The sequence below is a fragment of the Glutamicibacter halophytocola genome, from assembly GCF_001302565.1.
Taxonomy (GTDB): Bacteria; Actinomycetota; Actinomycetes; order Actinomycetales; family Micrococcaceae; genus Glutamicibacter; species Glutamicibacter halophytocola.
Genome location: NZ_CP012750.1, coordinates 2,893,908 through 2,909,176 on the forward strand (window position 1 = coordinate 2,893,908; position 15,269 = coordinate 2,909,176).

The 15,269-nt window shown below is 59.0% G+C and carries 15 protein-coding genes; 8 read left to right on the forward strand and 7 right to left on the reverse strand.

The window, feature by feature from the left end:
- Window positions 1-247 precede the first annotated feature (247 nt).
- Window positions 248-724 carry an HtaA domain-containing protein gene (locus AOZ07_RS13415; RefSeq protein WP_060702437.1) on the forward strand — a complete coding sequence of 159 codons (477 nt, stop codon included), beginning with the start codon at window positions 248-250 and terminating at the stop codon, window positions 722-724.
- 56 nt (window positions 725-780) lie between these two features.
- A complete protein-coding gene (locus tag AOZ07_RS18855; RefSeq protein ID WP_194943673.1) occupies window positions 781-945 on the forward strand; it encodes a hypothetical protein in 165 nt (54 codons plus the stop codon).
- A 99-nt stretch (window positions 946-1,044) separates the two neighbouring features.
- Here the strand turns inward: AOZ07_RS18855 and AOZ07_RS13420 are convergent, their stop codons facing one another.
- Entirely contained in the window at window positions 1,045-1,857 is an 813-nt protein-coding gene (locus AOZ07_RS13420; RefSeq protein ID WP_060702438.1) for a shikimate 5-dehydrogenase, read from the reverse strand.
- Window positions 1,858-1,984: 127 nt separating this feature from the next.
- Here AOZ07_RS13420 and arr point away from each other — a divergent pair, with 127 nt between their 5' ends.
- Window positions 1,985-2,407 carry an NAD(+)--rifampin ADP-ribosyltransferase gene (gene arr, locus AOZ07_RS13425; protein WP_417935220.1) on the forward strand — a complete coding sequence of 141 codons (423 nt, stop codon included), beginning with the start codon at window positions 1,985-1,987 and terminating at the stop codon, window positions 2,405-2,407.
- 82 nt (window positions 2,408-2,489) lie between these two features.
- Here the strand turns inward: arr and AOZ07_RS13430 are convergent, their stop codons facing one another.
- The 4 genes from AOZ07_RS13430 to AOZ07_RS13445 form a co-directional block, all read right to left on the reverse strand.
- On the reverse strand, window positions 2,490-3,902 hold the full coding sequence (locus AOZ07_RS13430) for an aldehyde dehydrogenase family protein (protein ID WP_060702439.1): 1,413 nt from the start codon (window positions 3,900-3,902) through the stop codon (window positions 2,490-2,492).
- A 23-nt stretch (window positions 3,903-3,925) separates the two neighbouring features.
- Window positions 3,926-5,356, reverse strand: coding sequence for an APC family permease (locus AOZ07_RS13435; RefSeq protein ID WP_060702440.1), 1,431 nt, complete (start codon window positions 5,354-5,356; stop codon window positions 3,926-3,928).
- Between the two features lie 114 nt (window positions 5,357-5,470).
- Window positions 5,471-6,394, reverse strand: a complete 924-nt coding sequence (locus AOZ07_RS13440; RefSeq protein ID WP_060702441.1) for an AraC-like ligand-binding domain-containing protein — start codon at window positions 6,392-6,394, stop codon at window positions 5,471-5,473.
- Between the two features lie 111 nt (window positions 6,395-6,505).
- The gene (locus AOZ07_RS13445; RefSeq protein WP_060702442.1) at window positions 6,506-7,093 is read right to left on the reverse strand and encodes a TetR/AcrR family transcriptional regulator; all 588 of its coding nucleotides are present in this window, start codon (window positions 7,091-7,093) and stop codon (window positions 6,506-6,508) included.
- 123 nt (window positions 7,094-7,216) lie between these two features.
- On the opposite strand from AOZ07_RS13445, the gene AOZ07_RS13450 reads away from it, so the two are divergent.
- The 5 genes from AOZ07_RS13450 to AOZ07_RS13470 all read left to right on the forward strand — a co-directional run bounded on the left by AOZ07_RS13450 (window position 7,217) and on the right by AOZ07_RS13470 (window position 13,075).
- Complete coding sequence (locus AOZ07_RS13450; protein WP_060702443.1) at window positions 7,217-9,139, forward strand: primary-amine oxidase; 1,923 nt, start codon at window positions 7,217-7,219, stop codon at window positions 9,137-9,139.
- The gene (locus AOZ07_RS13455; protein WP_060702444.1) at window positions 9,114-9,566 is read left to right on the forward strand and encodes a hypothetical protein; all 453 of its coding nucleotides are present in this window, start codon (window positions 9,114-9,116) and stop codon (window positions 9,564-9,566) included. The genes AOZ07_RS13450 and AOZ07_RS13455 overlap by 26 nt, the downstream gene beginning before the upstream one ends.
- A 184-nt stretch (window positions 9,567-9,750) precedes the next feature.
- Window positions 9,751-11,196 (forward strand): NAD(P)/FAD-dependent oxidoreductase, encoded by a 1,446-nt coding sequence (locus AOZ07_RS13460; protein WP_084793262.1) that lies wholly within the window; start codon window positions 9,751-9,753, stop codon window positions 11,194-11,196.
- Window positions 11,196-11,564 (forward strand): cupin domain-containing protein, encoded by a 369-nt coding sequence (locus tag AOZ07_RS13465; protein WP_060702445.1) that lies wholly within the window; start codon window positions 11,196-11,198, stop codon window positions 11,562-11,564. Before AOZ07_RS13460 ends, AOZ07_RS13465 begins: the two co-directional genes overlap by 1 nt.
- 20 nt (window positions 11,565-11,584) lie before the next feature.
- A complete protein-coding gene (locus tag AOZ07_RS13470; RefSeq protein ID WP_060702446.1) occupies window positions 11,585-13,075 on the forward strand; it encodes a gamma-aminobutyraldehyde dehydrogenase in 1,491 nt (496 codons plus the stop codon).
- A gap of 8 nt (window positions 13,076-13,083) precedes the next feature.
- Here the strand turns inward: AOZ07_RS13470 and AOZ07_RS13475 are convergent, their stop codons facing one another.
- The gene (locus tag AOZ07_RS13475) at window positions 13,084-14,202 is read right to left on the reverse strand and encodes a CDP-glycerol glycerophosphotransferase family protein (protein WP_194943674.1); all 1,119 of its coding nucleotides are present in this window, start codon (window positions 14,200-14,202) and stop codon (window positions 13,084-13,086) included.
- 20 nt (window positions 14,203-14,222) lie between these two features.
- On the reverse strand, window positions 14,223-15,236 hold the full coding sequence (locus tag AOZ07_RS13480) for a metal ABC transporter solute-binding protein, Zn/Mn family (protein ID WP_060702448.1): 1,014 nt from the start codon (window positions 15,234-15,236) through the stop codon (window positions 14,223-14,225).
- Window positions 15,237-15,269 lie beyond the last annotated feature (33 nt).

Genomic DNA, 15,269 nt, shown 5'->3' on the forward strand with positions numbered 1-15,269 from the left:
TGGCTCCCCTGCGCCGAGGCAAATTCTTGCGCGCGATCGTCGCTGCACGCTCAATTGGCCGTCCGGGCAATTGAGCGTGGAGCTGTTGCCGGCTGCACTGCCGTCGGTTGCGGCAACCACCTCATCCTCAACGACGCACCGCGTAATGATCAGCTAGCAGTGAATCTGGGCACCAACAGCTATCGGAGTTATGAAATACTGATCAGCAGAGTATTTAGTGCCGTTAACTTGTGGAAGGACGACAATAATGATGGGAAATGGTGCGCCAGCTGGCGATCCGTTCCAGCCGCATCTGGAATGGGGCCTGAAAGCCTCGTTCGTGGGTTATATTTCTTCCCTTGCTGACGGACGCATCGAAGCAAGCAATGGTGTCTGGCAAGCCGGCAACTCCTTGGTCTTCCCCGCATCCCCGGCAACTGATGTCCCGGATAATGAGGTGTGGTTCAACGGCCACGTGTCCTTCTCCGGACACGGAGGCATGATGAAGCTGGACCTGATAGAGCCTCGCGTGGAAAACCAGGATGAAGCCATCACGCTCACCATTGGTACGGCTAATGGTCGCGTTGCGATCGCTGAACTCACTGAAACTGCTGTCTCGCGCGCTTTCGGCTTGGTCAAGACCCGTTTCTCTGCTGTCCTCACCGAGGATGGCTCGAAGCTTTTCAACGGGCAGTATCCTGCAGGCCAGCAGCTCGAAGATCTGGAGATAGTGCTCCGCGGCTGATCCGCCCAAGCCAAGTGCCAAAAAACATGGATCAACTAGATAATGGTGACTCAAGCGTGAACCCATTAGTGCCTAATGCCTACGAGCTCATCGTGTTCTATATCGTTCCGGTGCTCTTTGTCATCGCACTGGTCGTTGTCATCGTCCTCGTGGCCCGGGGCCGCAAGTCGACAACCGTGGAATTCGTTGCTGATGATGAGACGGATTCAAGAGGCGAATAGCCGCAACGCCTGACATAGCTCATGCCAGCACCAAGGTCTTGGTGCTGGCATCGGCTATTTGGCGTTGCAGTACATTGACCCGCAAGGATCAATAGGCGGCTACTGGCGCGAGAACTCCGAGGCCCGCGCAATCTGCTCATCGCTCAGCGAGTGCCCGGTGTACTTCTCGAACTGGGCGGCAGCCTGCAGTGCGATGACTTCCGCGCCGGTGATCACCGGCTTTCCTGCCTTCTGGGCGGCCAGGATCAGCGGAGTCTGGCTTGGGAAAGCGACAACATCAAAGATGGCTTCAGCAGCGGCAATGTGCTCATCGGAAAATGATTGGACGTCGGCTTGCGCCCCATCCATGCCTAGCGGAGTCACGTTGACCAAGATCTGGCTTCCAGGTGCTGGATCAGCAGCAGCAAACTTGTAGTTGTACTTCTGAGCCAGCTCTTGGCCGGCTTTTTCGTTCCGGGCCAGCACGGTGAGATTCTCAAAGCCAGCATCGCGGAACGCTGCGACAACAGCCTTGGCCATTCCTCCGGATCCGCGGACCAGGACGCTGTGGCTCGCATCCAGCTCGTGGCGTTTGATCAGGGTCGCAATTGCTTCAAAATCAGTATTCGAGGCCACCAGGCGGCCCTCGGTGTTCACGATGGTGTTGACCGAATCGATAGCCGCGGCAGAAGTCTCGATCTCATCGACCAGCTTCATCACGTCTTCCTTAAAAGGCATGGAGACCGAGCATCCACGAATTCCCAAAGCACGGACTCCAGCAATGGCGCCTGCCAAATCATCGGTGGAGAAAGCCTTGTAGATGAAGTTCAGCCCCAATTCTTCATAAAGGTAGTTGTGGAATCGGGTCCCGAGGTTTGATGGTCGCCCCGACAACGAGATGCACAGGGACATGTCTTTATTCAAGATGGGCACGAGTAATTCTCCAAAGCTTGTTCGCGGTTCACCACCCAATATACGTGTCCGGGTACTTGAAACTCTTCAATTGCCCGCCCTGTGGCTGCTCGGCCAGCGCCTCTTTTACCGCCGTAGCCAATTCGCTATGCTCGGGTCCATGACCAAGGATTCGGAAGCAGGACCGTTCTACCACGGCACCAAGGCGGCATTGGGCCCCGGCGATTTATTGTCCGCTGGTTTTCCCTCGAACTATCGACCCGAGATCCTCATGAATCACATCTATTTCACGGCGTTGCCCGACGGGGCTGGCTTGGCTGCGCAGATTGCGGCACTTGACGGAACTCCGCATGTGTATGAGGTGGAGCCGACCGGAGAATTCGAAGATGATCCTAATGTCACCGACAAGAAGTTCCCGGGAAACCCGACCCGCTCCTACCGCAGTTCCAGTCCATTGAAAGTTGTCCGCGAAATCCATGATTGGACGCGGCTGTCTCCTGATCAGCTGCAAGCCTGGCGCGAACGCATCGCAGCGATTGCAGACAGCCCCAAAGGCGACATCATCAACTAGCCCTATATGGGGAAGTGGCGGTGTTCACAGGTCCCGGCCCGGTCCCGCGAACACCGCCACTTCTCGTTTTCCCTTGAGCTTGTCAGCCCTTGATGATCTGCGGCTGTGCCAAGGACTTCAGCCCGTCAATGCCGAATTCCAGGCCGTAACCTGATTGCTTGGCACCACCAAATGGAATGCGCGGATCGATGGTGCCGTGGGAGTTGATCCACACGGTCCCCGACTCAATCTGGGCTGCTACTTCCAGGGCCTTGTCGCGGTCGCTGCTCCAGACCGAAGCGCCGAGGCCGACTTCCAGGGAGTTGGCGTGGGCAACTGCTTCAGCACTGTTTTTGACCTTGATGATCGGCAGGGCCGGGCCGAATTGTTCTTCGGTCACCAGCCGGTTGTCCGGGTCGATGTCGGCGATGAGCGTTGTGGGGTAGAAGTAGCCCTTGGCCTGCTCATCCGGGTTCGCACCGAGCAATACGGTGGCTCCCGAATTCACAGCGTCCGCGACGAGTCCTGCGACGATGTCGTACTGCGCCTTGTTTTGCAGGGGACCCAGGACATTGTTCTCGTCCAAGCCAACGCCCATCGGCATGGCCTTGGCTACCGCGGTGAGCTCGGCGCACACCTCGTCGTAGATGGATTCGGGAACGTAGAGCCGCTTCAAGGCAGCGCAGGTCTGGCCGGTGTTGATGAAGGCACCCCAGAACAGGTCCTGGGCGATGGCTTTTGGATCAGCGTCTTCCAGCACGATGCCGGCATCATTTCCGCCCAGTTCCATGGTCAGTCGCTTGACCGTGTCTGCCGAAGAACGGATGATCGCTTTTCCGGTGCGGGTGGACCCGGTGAACATGATCTTGGCGATGTCTGGATGGCCGGAGAGCTTTTCTCCCACTTCGCGCCCACCGGCGACTATTTGCAGGACGTCGGCTGGAAGCACTTCATTCAGGATGTGCACCAGTGCCAGGACCGATAGCGGCGTGTACTCGCTGGGCTTCATCACCACCGTGTTGCCCATGCGCAGCGACGGTGCCAGCTGCCAGATGGAGATCATCACTGGCCAGTTCCACGGACCGATGGCCCCGACCACACCCAGCGCGCGATAATGCTTTGCGGCATAGGTTTCGCCGTCATCCACGATCACTTCTGGCTCTACCTCATAGGCGGTTGCTGCGCGCAGCCATGCTGCTGCCCCTCCCACTTCGAATCGGGCATTAGGGCCATTGAGCGGCTTGCCCTGCTCGCGGGAGAGCAGTTCGGCCAAGGCTTCAGCGTTAGCCTCGATATTGTCCGCAGCGGCATTCAGCAAGCGCTTGCGTTCAGCGTGTCCGAGCTTGTCCCAGGCAGGCTGGGCAGCCTTGGCCGAAGCGACCGCGGCATCCAGGTCTTCGGCGGTCTGCTGCTCGACCCGTCCCACGAGTTCCCCGGTGGCCGGATCGAAAATTTCGGTTCCGCCGGTGGCGGGCTGGATTGCGTCCAATAGTTCTTGGGCGTTGGCGTATGCCATGGTGCAACTCCTTTGTTGTGCTTTTACAAGACGGATAGTTCTGTTGCCGGCTGGGATCCCTTGCCGGTTAGCCTGATGATTGCCGCGGCCAATGAAGCCAGTACCCCGGGGATGATGACGATGCCTTGGAGCGCGTATCCCAGAAGGCCCGGGTCTTCAACGCCAAGCAGGATATCGAAGTTGATGATGATCTGGGCGAAGACGTAGAACAGCGCGATGCCTGAAATCGATGGCGCGATCACCCGGGTGACCAGCGAGTCGTCGGTTTTGCGCCGCGCAAAATATCCGATGACAGCGAAGGATGTCAGCGCCATCAGCAGCACCAGGCCAAAGGCCGCGGAATTGGTCATCCAGGTGAACATGGTGAACACGATGTACATGGGTTCTTGGCCGCGCGATGCGATGGCGAAGGCAATGATCACGATCAGCCCGAGCACGGACTGGGCCATCGATCCTGCAATCGGCGCGTGAGTGGTTCGCGAGGTGACCGCCAAGAACTTCGGCAGGGCGCCACCACGGCCCATGGAGTAGAAATACCGGGCAATAACATTGTGGAAGGCCAGCAATGCGGCGAACAGGCTCGTGATAAACAGGATGTTCGCAAGATCCACGAACCACGTTGGGGCATGGGCTGCGAAAAAGACGAACAGCAGATCCGGGCCATTCTCGGCCGAGGCGGCGATGACGTTGTCTGCCCCCTCGCCTACCGCTACCGCGAAGGCGGAGAAGGCGTAGAAGCAGGCGATGATGACGATGGCGATCATGGTGGCGCGCCGTGCCGTTCGCTGCGGGTCCTTGACCTCTTCGTTGTAGATGGTTCCCGATTCGAAGCCCATGAACGCCGCAATGGTGAACGCCACGACTGCACCCATGCCCGGGGCCAGCGCGTCGGAGAAGTTGAAGGCGGTTTCTGGTTGCGGCGCCTGTGGTGCCAGCGCAAAAGCCATGATGTTGTAAACGACAACGACCAGGAATTCGGCGGCCACGATGATCCCCAGGACCTTCACGGAGAAATCCACGCGGTTCATGCCGAGGAACCCGACGGCTGCCCAGGCCACGAGGGCCATGCCCCACCACGGAATTGCCGTGTTGAACGTGGCATTCGCGAAGGAAGCCGCCGCGAATCCGAACATTCCATAGATGCCGATTTGCATCAGGTTGTAGCTAACGAGCGCCACCATTGCGGCCCCGACTCCTACGATCCGCCCCAGCCCTTCGGCCACATAGGCGTAGAAGGCCCCCGCGTTGGGGATGTGCCGGCTCATGGCGGTGTAGCCAATGCTGAAGACCAGGAGCACCGCCCCGATGAGCAGGAAGGACAGCGGTACAGAGCTCATTCCGGTCACCGCGTAGTTTGTGGTGACGCCACCGGCCACTGCCGTCAACGGCGCGCTGGCCGCAATGATCATGACCACCAGCGCTGGCACCGTAAGAGTGCGTTGTTCCAGTGCCATAAGATCCCCCAAAAGTGTTGATTGTGCTCCCTTCAGGATCTACGGCGCGGGAGGATTCGCATTGTCATTCGGTGCAGCCTCATTGCTTCCCCGCGCAGGGCTGTGCGCCACGTCTCATTGCCCGGTGCGGTATTTGCCCGGAGTGCAGCCGAATTCCCTGGAAAACATCCGGCTGAATCCGGCCGCATCGGCGATGCCCACCCGCGCGCCAATTGCCTGGACTGATTGCGCCAACAGCAGCGGGTCGCGCAGCAAACGCGAAGCTTCGGTGAGGCGGCGGTGGCGGATGAGCGCAGCGACGCTATGGGGTTGATGCTCGAACAAGGCGTGCAAGCTGCGGATCGAGATGAAGTGCGCCGCCGCGATTTGCGCCGGCCCCAAGTCGGCGTCGTTGAGATGCTCATCAATGTAGCTGGTGATCTTCTCGCGCTGCTGGGCCTTGGTGTCCGCAACGGTATCGATTCCCAGCACCCCGCCGAGTGCCGTGGCAAGCAGATCCACGGTATTGCGGGCCAAGGGGTATCCCCCGTATTCGTCCCATTGCGCAAGATTGGCGCCAAGGTGGTTCATGAGCGGGGCGACGGTCCCGGAGAGCGGATGGTTGTTCTTGAGGGCCAGCGCGGTCACCTGCCCGACCTGCTGGGTTGAAAGCTTGAATTGGCCGTGCGGAATCAGTGCGACAACGACGGTGGCAGGCTTTTCGAAGGCCAGCGTATAGGGACGCTGGGTGTCATAGATGGCCAGGTCTCCCGGGGCGAGCACCGTTTCACGCCCGTCCTGAACCAGCAGGCCATAGCCGTCGAGCTGGTAGGAGACTTTGTAGAACTCCCCATCCCCGCTGTTGGTCAGATCCACGGTGCGCTGCACCGCATGGGGCCTGGCGTGGATGCGCATCAGGCCGATGTCGCCGAGCATGTTCACCCCGAGGGACGCGGTGAAGTGGCCACCGGTCACTTGTTCGCTGCGCAATTGCACGAAGGCATCAGAAATGAGTCTCGACCACGCGGTAAATGAGTCGACGTGCTGGATCTGATACATGCGTTCCCTCCCCCAATGACGCTTCCAAGGTGCGGGGCATCACATTTGAGGGTACGCTCGGCCGCGAAGATTGTCACTATTTTCTTCAACCCGAGAATATCGCTGGGAATTCTATCGGGCGAAGGAGTCGAGCAGGTCCAGCTGGTACTTCAGCTGTTCTTCCAACAGGACAGCGGTATTGACTTCTGCATCCAACACGCTGCTGGCCTGGGCACCCAAGAGGAAGTTGATCAGCGAATCGCGGGCCATCAGGGTGCGCGCGTCTGCTGCGGGGAAAATTTGCTCCAGCCAGCCATCGAGCATGGTTCGCCATTGGTCCATCGTCGATGCGTTCACGACGGCCAGCTTGGGATCGCCTAGCGCCAGATGCCAGAAATGCACGGCAATGCGCGCCTCGTTCCGCCGCAGTTCATCGAGCGGCAGCACTTCCCGGGCGAACGCTGCAATGGCTTCCAAGCCCTGCATGCCTGCCGCGTTCTGCTTTATGCGCTGGTTCGTTGCGTCCGCGACGAAGTTGAAGGTCGCCACAAGCAGCGCATCGCGCGTCGGGAAGTACGGCTTCAGCGCTCCGTTGGCGTAACCAGCGGCAGCGGCCAAGTCACGCAGATTCAGCTTCTCGATACCTTCGCGGGCGATGAACTTCCAAGTGACCTCCACGATCTCTCGGCGGCGCTGGTCATGATCAACGATTTTTGGCATAGCTCAAGCCTAGCCATTTTTAAATTTTTGTTCCCAAAGGGTTGCGCCCCGCAGTGCCGCTCCGTATTCTCTACATTCATAGAATAATAATTGATCTACATCACATTCAAAGGAGCCTAGCTCGTGACCATCACCGCAACGACAGATTTCACTTTGCTCAGTGAAGCGGAAATCTCTCTGGCCAAAGAGCTTCTGGTTGACAACCAACTGTTCGGCGACAACACCCGTATCGCCTACCTGGGCTTGGAAGACCCACAGCACTCCCGGCCCGGCCGGCATGTCCGAGTCATGCTCCTGGACAAGCTCACCAACTCGCCACGAGACATCGTGCTGGATCTGGGCAACCGCAGCGTGGTGTCGATCATCGATCTCGACCCGTCCAAAGTGGGCCAGATGCCGGTGCTGCTTGAAGAGTTCGAAATGGTCGAATCCATTCTCAATGCTGACCCCCAGTGGGTGGCCGCCCTAGCCAAACGCGACCTCACCACAGCTCAAGTACGCGTTGCCCCGCTTTCCGCCGGTGTCTACGATGACGAGTATCCAGAGGAATCCGGTCGCCGCATCCTGCGCGGGCTCGCTTTCCGCCAGGACTTCGCCGAGGATTCAGCCTGGGCCCACCCGGTGGATGGACTCGTGGTTTACATCGACACCATCGCCCAAAAAGTTGACCGCCTGCTGGATCTCCAAATCGTCCCGGTACCCGAGACCCATGGCAACTACACCGATCCCGAGCTGACCGGCCCGACGCGCACCACGCAGAAGCCCATTGAAATCACCCAGCCAGAGGGCGCCAGCTTCACCGTCGCCAACGGCAACCACGTGGAATGGGAAAAGTGGTCTCTTGATATCGGATTCGACATGCGCGAGGGCCTGGTGCTCTACAACATCGGCTTCAACGACAAGGGGGTCGATCGCCGCATCCTGGACCGCGCCTCCATCGCCGAAATGGTGGTCCCCTATGGAGACCCATCACCGGTGCGCAGCTGGCAGAACTACTTCGACACCGGAGAATACCTGATCGGCCGGCTGGCCAATTCGCTGGAGCTCGGCTGCGATTGCCTGGGCGAAATCCACTACATTTCCCCCGTGGTCACTGACGGCGATGGCAACGCCCAGACGATCACCAACGGCATTTGCATGCACGAGGAAGACGCCTCGATCCTCTCCAAGCACGCAGATGACTGGTCCGGCGTGAAGTACACGCGTCGCAACCGCCGATTGGTGATCAGCTTCTTCACCACCGTGGGCAACTACGATTACGGCTTCTACTGGTACCTCTACCTGGACGGCACCATCGAATTCGAGGCCAAGGCCACCGGCGTTGTCTTCACCTCGGCCATGCTCGACGAGCGCTTCGCATCCGAGATGGCGCCAGGGCTCGGCGCACCGTTCCACCAGCACATCTTCGGCGCCCGCCTGGACTTCGCCTTGGACGGCGGCCCGAGCCGGGTCATTGAGGAGGAAGCGGTACGCCTTCCCATCAGCAAGGAAAATCCTCGCGGCAACGCCTTCACCCGCAGCCACACGGTGCTGGGCACCGAGCAGCAAGCGGTGCGCGATAACAACCCAACTGCCGGCCGCACCTGGGTGGTGACCAACCCTGAATCGAAGAACTACCTTGGCAAGCCGGTAGGCTACAAGCTCATGTCCCAGGGACTGCCAACCCTGCTGGCCGCCGACGAATCCTCGATTCATCGACGGGCCGAATTCGCTTCAAAGGCGCTTTGGGTAACCAAACGCGATGCTTCGCACCGCTACCCCACCGGTGATTTCGTCAACCAGAACCCTGGGGTCGATGGCATCGGTTCGTGGATTGAAGACGACAAGAATATCGATGGCGAGCAAATCAGCATGTGGCACACCTTCGCCTTAACCCACTTCCCACGCACTGAGGACTGGCCAATCATGCCGGTTGACACCGTGGGCTTCACCATCCGCCCCGAGGGCTTCTTCGACCGCTCCCCGGTGCTCGATGTACCAGCCCCCGTCCAGCACGGATGCTGCTCCACCAAGGAAACCGATGGTTGCTGCGGCGATAGCGCCTAGCCCTTCCCGGCGGCTGATCCCTGCACATCGCGTGCTCGGGTCAGCCGCCTTGGGGTTGGGCCTCGCGCATCTGGCCAGCATTGCTGTTCTGCCGCATTCGCTGTGGTGGATGTCCATTCTGCTGGTCATGACCCTCTGGTGCACCAAATGCGCCTGGGGTGTTTGGCGGGGCGCGCCGGCGCAAAAGCTGCTGGTGATGAGCGCCCTGATGGGGATGCTCCACATGGCGATGGCTCTGGGCCTGCCCTGGATGGGCGAACATCATCATTCAGCGACGGCGCATTCATCCGCGCACGGAAATCTCATGCTGCTGCTGGCATTGCCAGAATTCGCCGTGATGTTCTGGGCGGCAATTCTGTGTCATATTCAGCGAAGCCGGTTGTCGCTTTCAGGCAATCTATTGACAGGTGGAAAAGCTCAAGTTTAGATAAGTAATGAATCACATTCAATTTGCGGATCTTCTGCCGAGAAGAGGGATAAGCCTTGATCGCCGACTGGCTCTCAACTGGCATCCTGCGTGCCCAGCAAACCGCAAAACCCCAGGGCCCCATGGTTGTTCCCCTGGATCAATAGCATTCTCACAACTCCGCTATTAATCCAGGAAAGAACCCATGAGCACCCAGCATCAAATTACTTTCGACCGGCATGAAGCAGAAGTCCCTTCATCTCTCATTGCCGAATCACTGGCATCAGCCAAGCACACCAGTTATTGGCTGGACAACGAACATCGTCCAGAACCCAGTGCTTCGCTGCACGGTTCAATCACCGCAGAATTGCTAATCGTCGGTGGTGGATACACAGGCCTGTGGACCGCGTTGCAGGCCAAGGAGCGGGACCCGAAACGGCAGGTGGTTCTCATCGAAGGCCAACGCATCGGCTGGGCCGCGTCCGGACGCAACGGAGGATTCTGCGAAGCGTCGCTCGTGCATGGAGAAGCCAACGGAGCGAATCATCTCCCCAAGGAAAATGCGCTGCTTGCCGAGCTTGGAGCGCAAAACCTTGATGAGTTCGAGGCTGCCGTTCAGAAGTACGCCATGGACGTCGACTTTGTCCGCCAGGGTGCACTGAGCGTGGCTACCGAGGCCCACCAGATTGCCTGGGCCAGAGAAGAAGCCGAATCATCCGGGGTAGATTTCCTCGACCAGCAGCAAGTCAAAACCGTCATCAATTCGCCGGATTTCTTGGCTGGCGCATTAGACCACCAATCCACGGCGCTGGTGCATCCAGCCAAGTTGGCATGGGAGCTTGCCCGGGTTTGCCGTGAGCTGGGTGTGGAATTCTACGAGCATACCCATGCTCTGGAAATCTCCGATGCCGGCGACACAGTCCAAGTCTTGACCGCTGGCGGAAGCATCATGGCAGAGCGAGTCGCCCTGGCAACCAATGTTTTCCCATCCCTGCTCAAGCGCCACCGGGCCCGTATCGTCCCGGTGTACGACTACGCCCTGATGACCGAGTCCCTGACCGAAGAGCAGCGCGCGGCCATCGGCTGGGACCAAATGGTTGGATTAGCCGACATGAATAATCGCTTCCACTACTCGCGGCCAACAATCGATGCCCATGGGAACTTCCGGATCCTCTACGGCGGGTACGATGCCGTGTACCATTTCGGCAGAAAAGTGCGTTCAAGCTACGACAGCAATCAAGCGACCTTCAACAAGTTGGCGGCGCACTTCTTTGGCAGCTTCCCGCAGCTATCCGGCGTGAAGTTCTCCCACGCCTGGGGCGGGGCCATCGACACCTGCTCGCGCTTCTTCTCCTTTTTCGACCTCACCCATGGCGGCAAAGTCGCCTACTGCGCCGGGTTCACCGGGCTGGGAGTCGGCGCGACCCGGTTCGGCGCCAAGGTCATGCTGGACTTGCTTTCCGGGGAGAAAACCGAATTGACAGACCTGGAATTGGTCCGCACCAAACCCATTCCCTTTCCACCAGAACCGGCCGCATGGCTGGGAGTCAAAATCATGACAAACCACCTGGTCAAGGCGGATCACCACGAAGGCAAGCGCTCCGTATTCTTGAAATTCATGGACAAGATCGGGATGGGGTTCGATTCCTGATGACAGATTTCCTTCCGAACCCTGAGAGCGAAAAGCTGCTTGAGCTCCCCATTGCCCTCCAACCGATAGAAACAGGGCAGCGCATCGAGGGACGGATTCCTGCAACCACAGGATTCCAGCAAGTCAGCACCCTTGGCGATGCTGAAATCGGAGTTTGGGAAATGTCGCCCGGCTCCATGCAAGACATCGAAGCCGACGAGTATTTTGTCGTGCTCTCCGGCCGCGGCAAGCTGCAAATTCTTGGCAGCGGCGGTTTCAGCGCGCAGGAAATAGAGCTGGCCAACGGCACCGCTGTGCGCTTGAAGGCCGGCATGCATACCCGGTGGGACGTGACCGAAACACTTCGCAAGATCTACTTCACCCTCTGAGCATCCACAGGAGCATCGCCATGGATTACTACAACCCAACTCTGGGACATCAGTTCATCAACGGAGAGCAGGTACTCGGCCAGGGACCTGTCCTGCCGCGGGTCTCCCCCGCGACCGGTGATAAATTGCTCGACGTTGATACGGCGAGCACGGAACAGGTGGACCAAGCGGTACAAGCCGCGGCACGGGCGTTTAAGACCTGGTCCGCGCTGACACCGGCAGAACGCTCTGACCATCTGCTGGCCTTCGCCCGCGAGCTCCAGGCGCATGCCGGCGAGCTGGCCCAGGTGGAAACGGCGCAGACCGGCAAATCCATTCGGATGTCCACGGAGTTTGACGTCCCCGGAACGATCGACAATGTGAACTTCTTTGCCGGCGCCGCCAGAAACCTCCAGGGCTTGGCTGCTGGCGACTATGCAGGGAACACCACCTCGATGATCCGCCGCGAGGCTATTGGCGTCATCGGATCGATCAGCCCCTGGAACTATCCATTGCAGATGGCTGCCTGGAAGGTGCTCCCGGCCATCGCCGCGGGAAATACCATCGTGCTCAAGCCCAGTGAGCTCACTCCCGGCACGTCCATGCTTTTCGCCAAGGCCGCAAGCGATTCGGGCCTGCCAGACGGTGTTCTCAATGTGGTGGTCGGCGATGGCCCTTCCGTCGGGGCAACACTGGTACGCCACCCTCTGGTGAAGATGACCTCGTTCACCGGTTCCACCGCGGTAGGGCTGAAGATCATGTCGATGGCCGCTGAACGCGCAAACCGCGTGCATTTGGAGTTGGGCGGCAAGGCGCCATTCGTCGTCTTTGACGATGCCGATATCGAGGCAGCGGCTCACGGCGCGGTGGCAGGTTCCACGATCAATTCCGGCCAGGATTGCACGGCGGCGACCCGCGCCTATGTGCACTCTTCTGTTTTTGACAAGTTCACCGCGCGGGTGGCGCAGCTGATGGATGCGATGGTGGTTGGCAGTCCCTCAGATCCCGACACCGATATGGGTTCGCTGATCAGCGAAGCGCATCTGGAAAAGGTTTCGGCGATGGTCGATCGCGCCAAGCAGGACGGCGCGCAAATACTGGCCGGTGGACGGCGCGAGGAACGCCCCGGGTTCTACTATCGCCCAACACTGGTCATCGGTGCCGCCCAGGATTCAGAAATCGTCCAGCACGAAGTTTTCGGACCGGTCCTGGTGGCCCTGCCGTTCGACGATGACGAGCAAGCCATGGATCTGGCTAATGACACGCCCTACGGTTTGGCTGCCAGCGCGTGGACGAAGAATGTCGACCGTGCAATGAAGGCCAGTGCGCAGATCCAGGCTGGCTGCGTGTGGATCAATGAGCATATCCTCATCGTTTCGGACATGCCCCATGGCGGCTACAAGGCTTCAGGCATGGGCAAAGATATGAGCCAGTACTCCTTTGACGAATACACCAATGTGAAGCACGTGATGCTCTCCCACGATCCTGCGCCTCACCGCCAGTGGCAGGACACCGTTTTCAAACAGCGCTAAAAGGCCTGCTACAGACCGGAGAACAGCTGGTTCAGCTTCTTCGTGGCCATCCCGGGTTCGGTGGTGGCGAAGAAGTACTGGGCCAGTTGTTTTTGCTTGCCGGCCACTCCGCTGGCAGCCAGTTTTGCTACCCGGTCCGCCAATCCGTTGGCGTTGCCAAGGTGCTGTTCCATCGGCAGCCCGTCACGCAGCTTGCTCGGGCGATCGGCGGCGAGCAGCAGCGGAATGTTCAATGCCACGGCGTCGTAGGCCATGGCTGAAGTATCGCAAATGGCCACGTCGGCCCAGACCAGGGATTGCGAAGCGTCGGGAACGGGATCCATGGTCGACTCGAACCTCGACTGCAAAGCAGCCACGGTCTTCTTGGCTTCGGCCAGGATATCGCCGGTTTTCGGATGGGGGCGGAAACGCACGTCGAACCGGTCATCGTTGACCAGCTGCGCAAGGATCCGTTCGCCCAGCCTCATTACCGAGGAATAGGCCATCGCCGAAGAATCGCCTTCCCATGTTGGCGCGTAGAGGACCCGGATCTTCTCTGAGGGCCCTTCCAATTCCAAGGCATCAAGTTGCGGCCGCCCGATCTGCACGAGGTGCGAAGAATCGAATCGAGAGATGTTTTCACAGATGCGATCCACCGCTGCGGGTCCGGCAACACAGGCATAGTCATAGGCCTTGAGCTGGTTGGAAACCATCGAGGCCTTTTCGCTCTCGCCATGGTTCAGATGAATATGCGCTGGACCGTTGAAGCGCAGCATGGTGAAGTTCCGCTGGGCATTGTTCACGTAGCTGATCGACTTGGTGTTCCACTCGCGCAGCCTGGACTCGATTTGCTCCATGGAACGCGTGAACAGCAGGGGCAGTGTGCTGGAGCTCAGTGCCTGCCGCGCGCTGAGTGAATCCATCAATACCAGGCCGATGCCCAGGCCTTGGGCGGCAAGTCGCTCAAAGGTCCCCAGCCAAACACCTAGTTGGTAGAACTGGCCGGGGCCTTCGGCAAAGAAGATGACATGGTCGGCTTGTTGTATTTCCCTTTGGCCTTGCGCTATTTCAGCTCGCACCGATCGCTCGGCGATCAAGGCTCGTGCTTTACCTGTCGCCTGAGTAATTTGGGAAGGAATCAATGCCATACATGTAGTCTACGTACCCGCTAGCCGTTGATCGCGGAAGCCAAGTTGGAAATGTTGGATTTCATCCAATCCAGGTAGCTTGAATCATCCTGGATGGTTTCTGCGAAATCGACGACTGGCACCTTGCCGGATTCAGCATCCTTTTTCAGCGCCTTGGTCTCGTTGCCCTCGGTCTGCACGTTGTAAGCGAGGACGTCGGTATTGCCGCCTTCCAACAGGTCCTGGGCCTTCTTGAGGGTCATTGGCGCAATGCCTTCCCCTTCTTCGATGGCCTCGCTCAGCCCTTCAGGCGTGATGTCCTCCATGCCTGCATCATCCAGAAGGTGGTACGGCACTGGTTCAGTCATGATGAACTTCTTGTCCTCGAGCTTGGCATCGCGCAGCTGAGTCTGCAGCTTCTTGATGCCGGCATTGAACTCTTCGGCGTTTTTCGTGTATTGCTGCGCGTTGGCGGCATCGGTTTTGCCGAAGGTTGTGGCCAGCTCATCGGCCAAGGCCGACATGGAGTCCAGGTCGTACCAGATGTGCTCGTTGTAGCCGGCATGATCGTGGCCTTCATGCTCCTCATGCGCTTCCTCTTCAGCATGCTCGGCATGCTCCTCGGCGCTTTCGCCTTCATGCGCTTCTTCTTCCTCATGCTCCTTGGCAATAGGCGAAGAATCCACCGCGTGAATCAGCTGAACGCCCGAAGCCTGGTCGCTGGGCAGGGACTGGACCAGTGAATCCATGAACTGGTCGTATCCCCCGCCGTTGGCAACAACGATATTCGCTTCAGAAACGGTGAGCTTGTCGCGGGTGGTTGGCTCATATGAGTGAGGGTCCTGGGCAGCCGAGGTGATAATCTCGCTGACGCTGACGGTGTCGCCTCCCACAGCACGGGCAACCTGGCCATAGACATTGGTCGTTGCCACCACTTTGACTGCAGAGGTATCCGCATCGCTGGCTTCGCTGCCAGTCCCGGCGCACCCGACGAGTATCATTCCCGCTGCGGGCACAGCGACGGCGGCTGCAAGCAATGAGCGATACTTCTTCATATGAGTTCTCCATCCAAACACGTTTGCTATTGA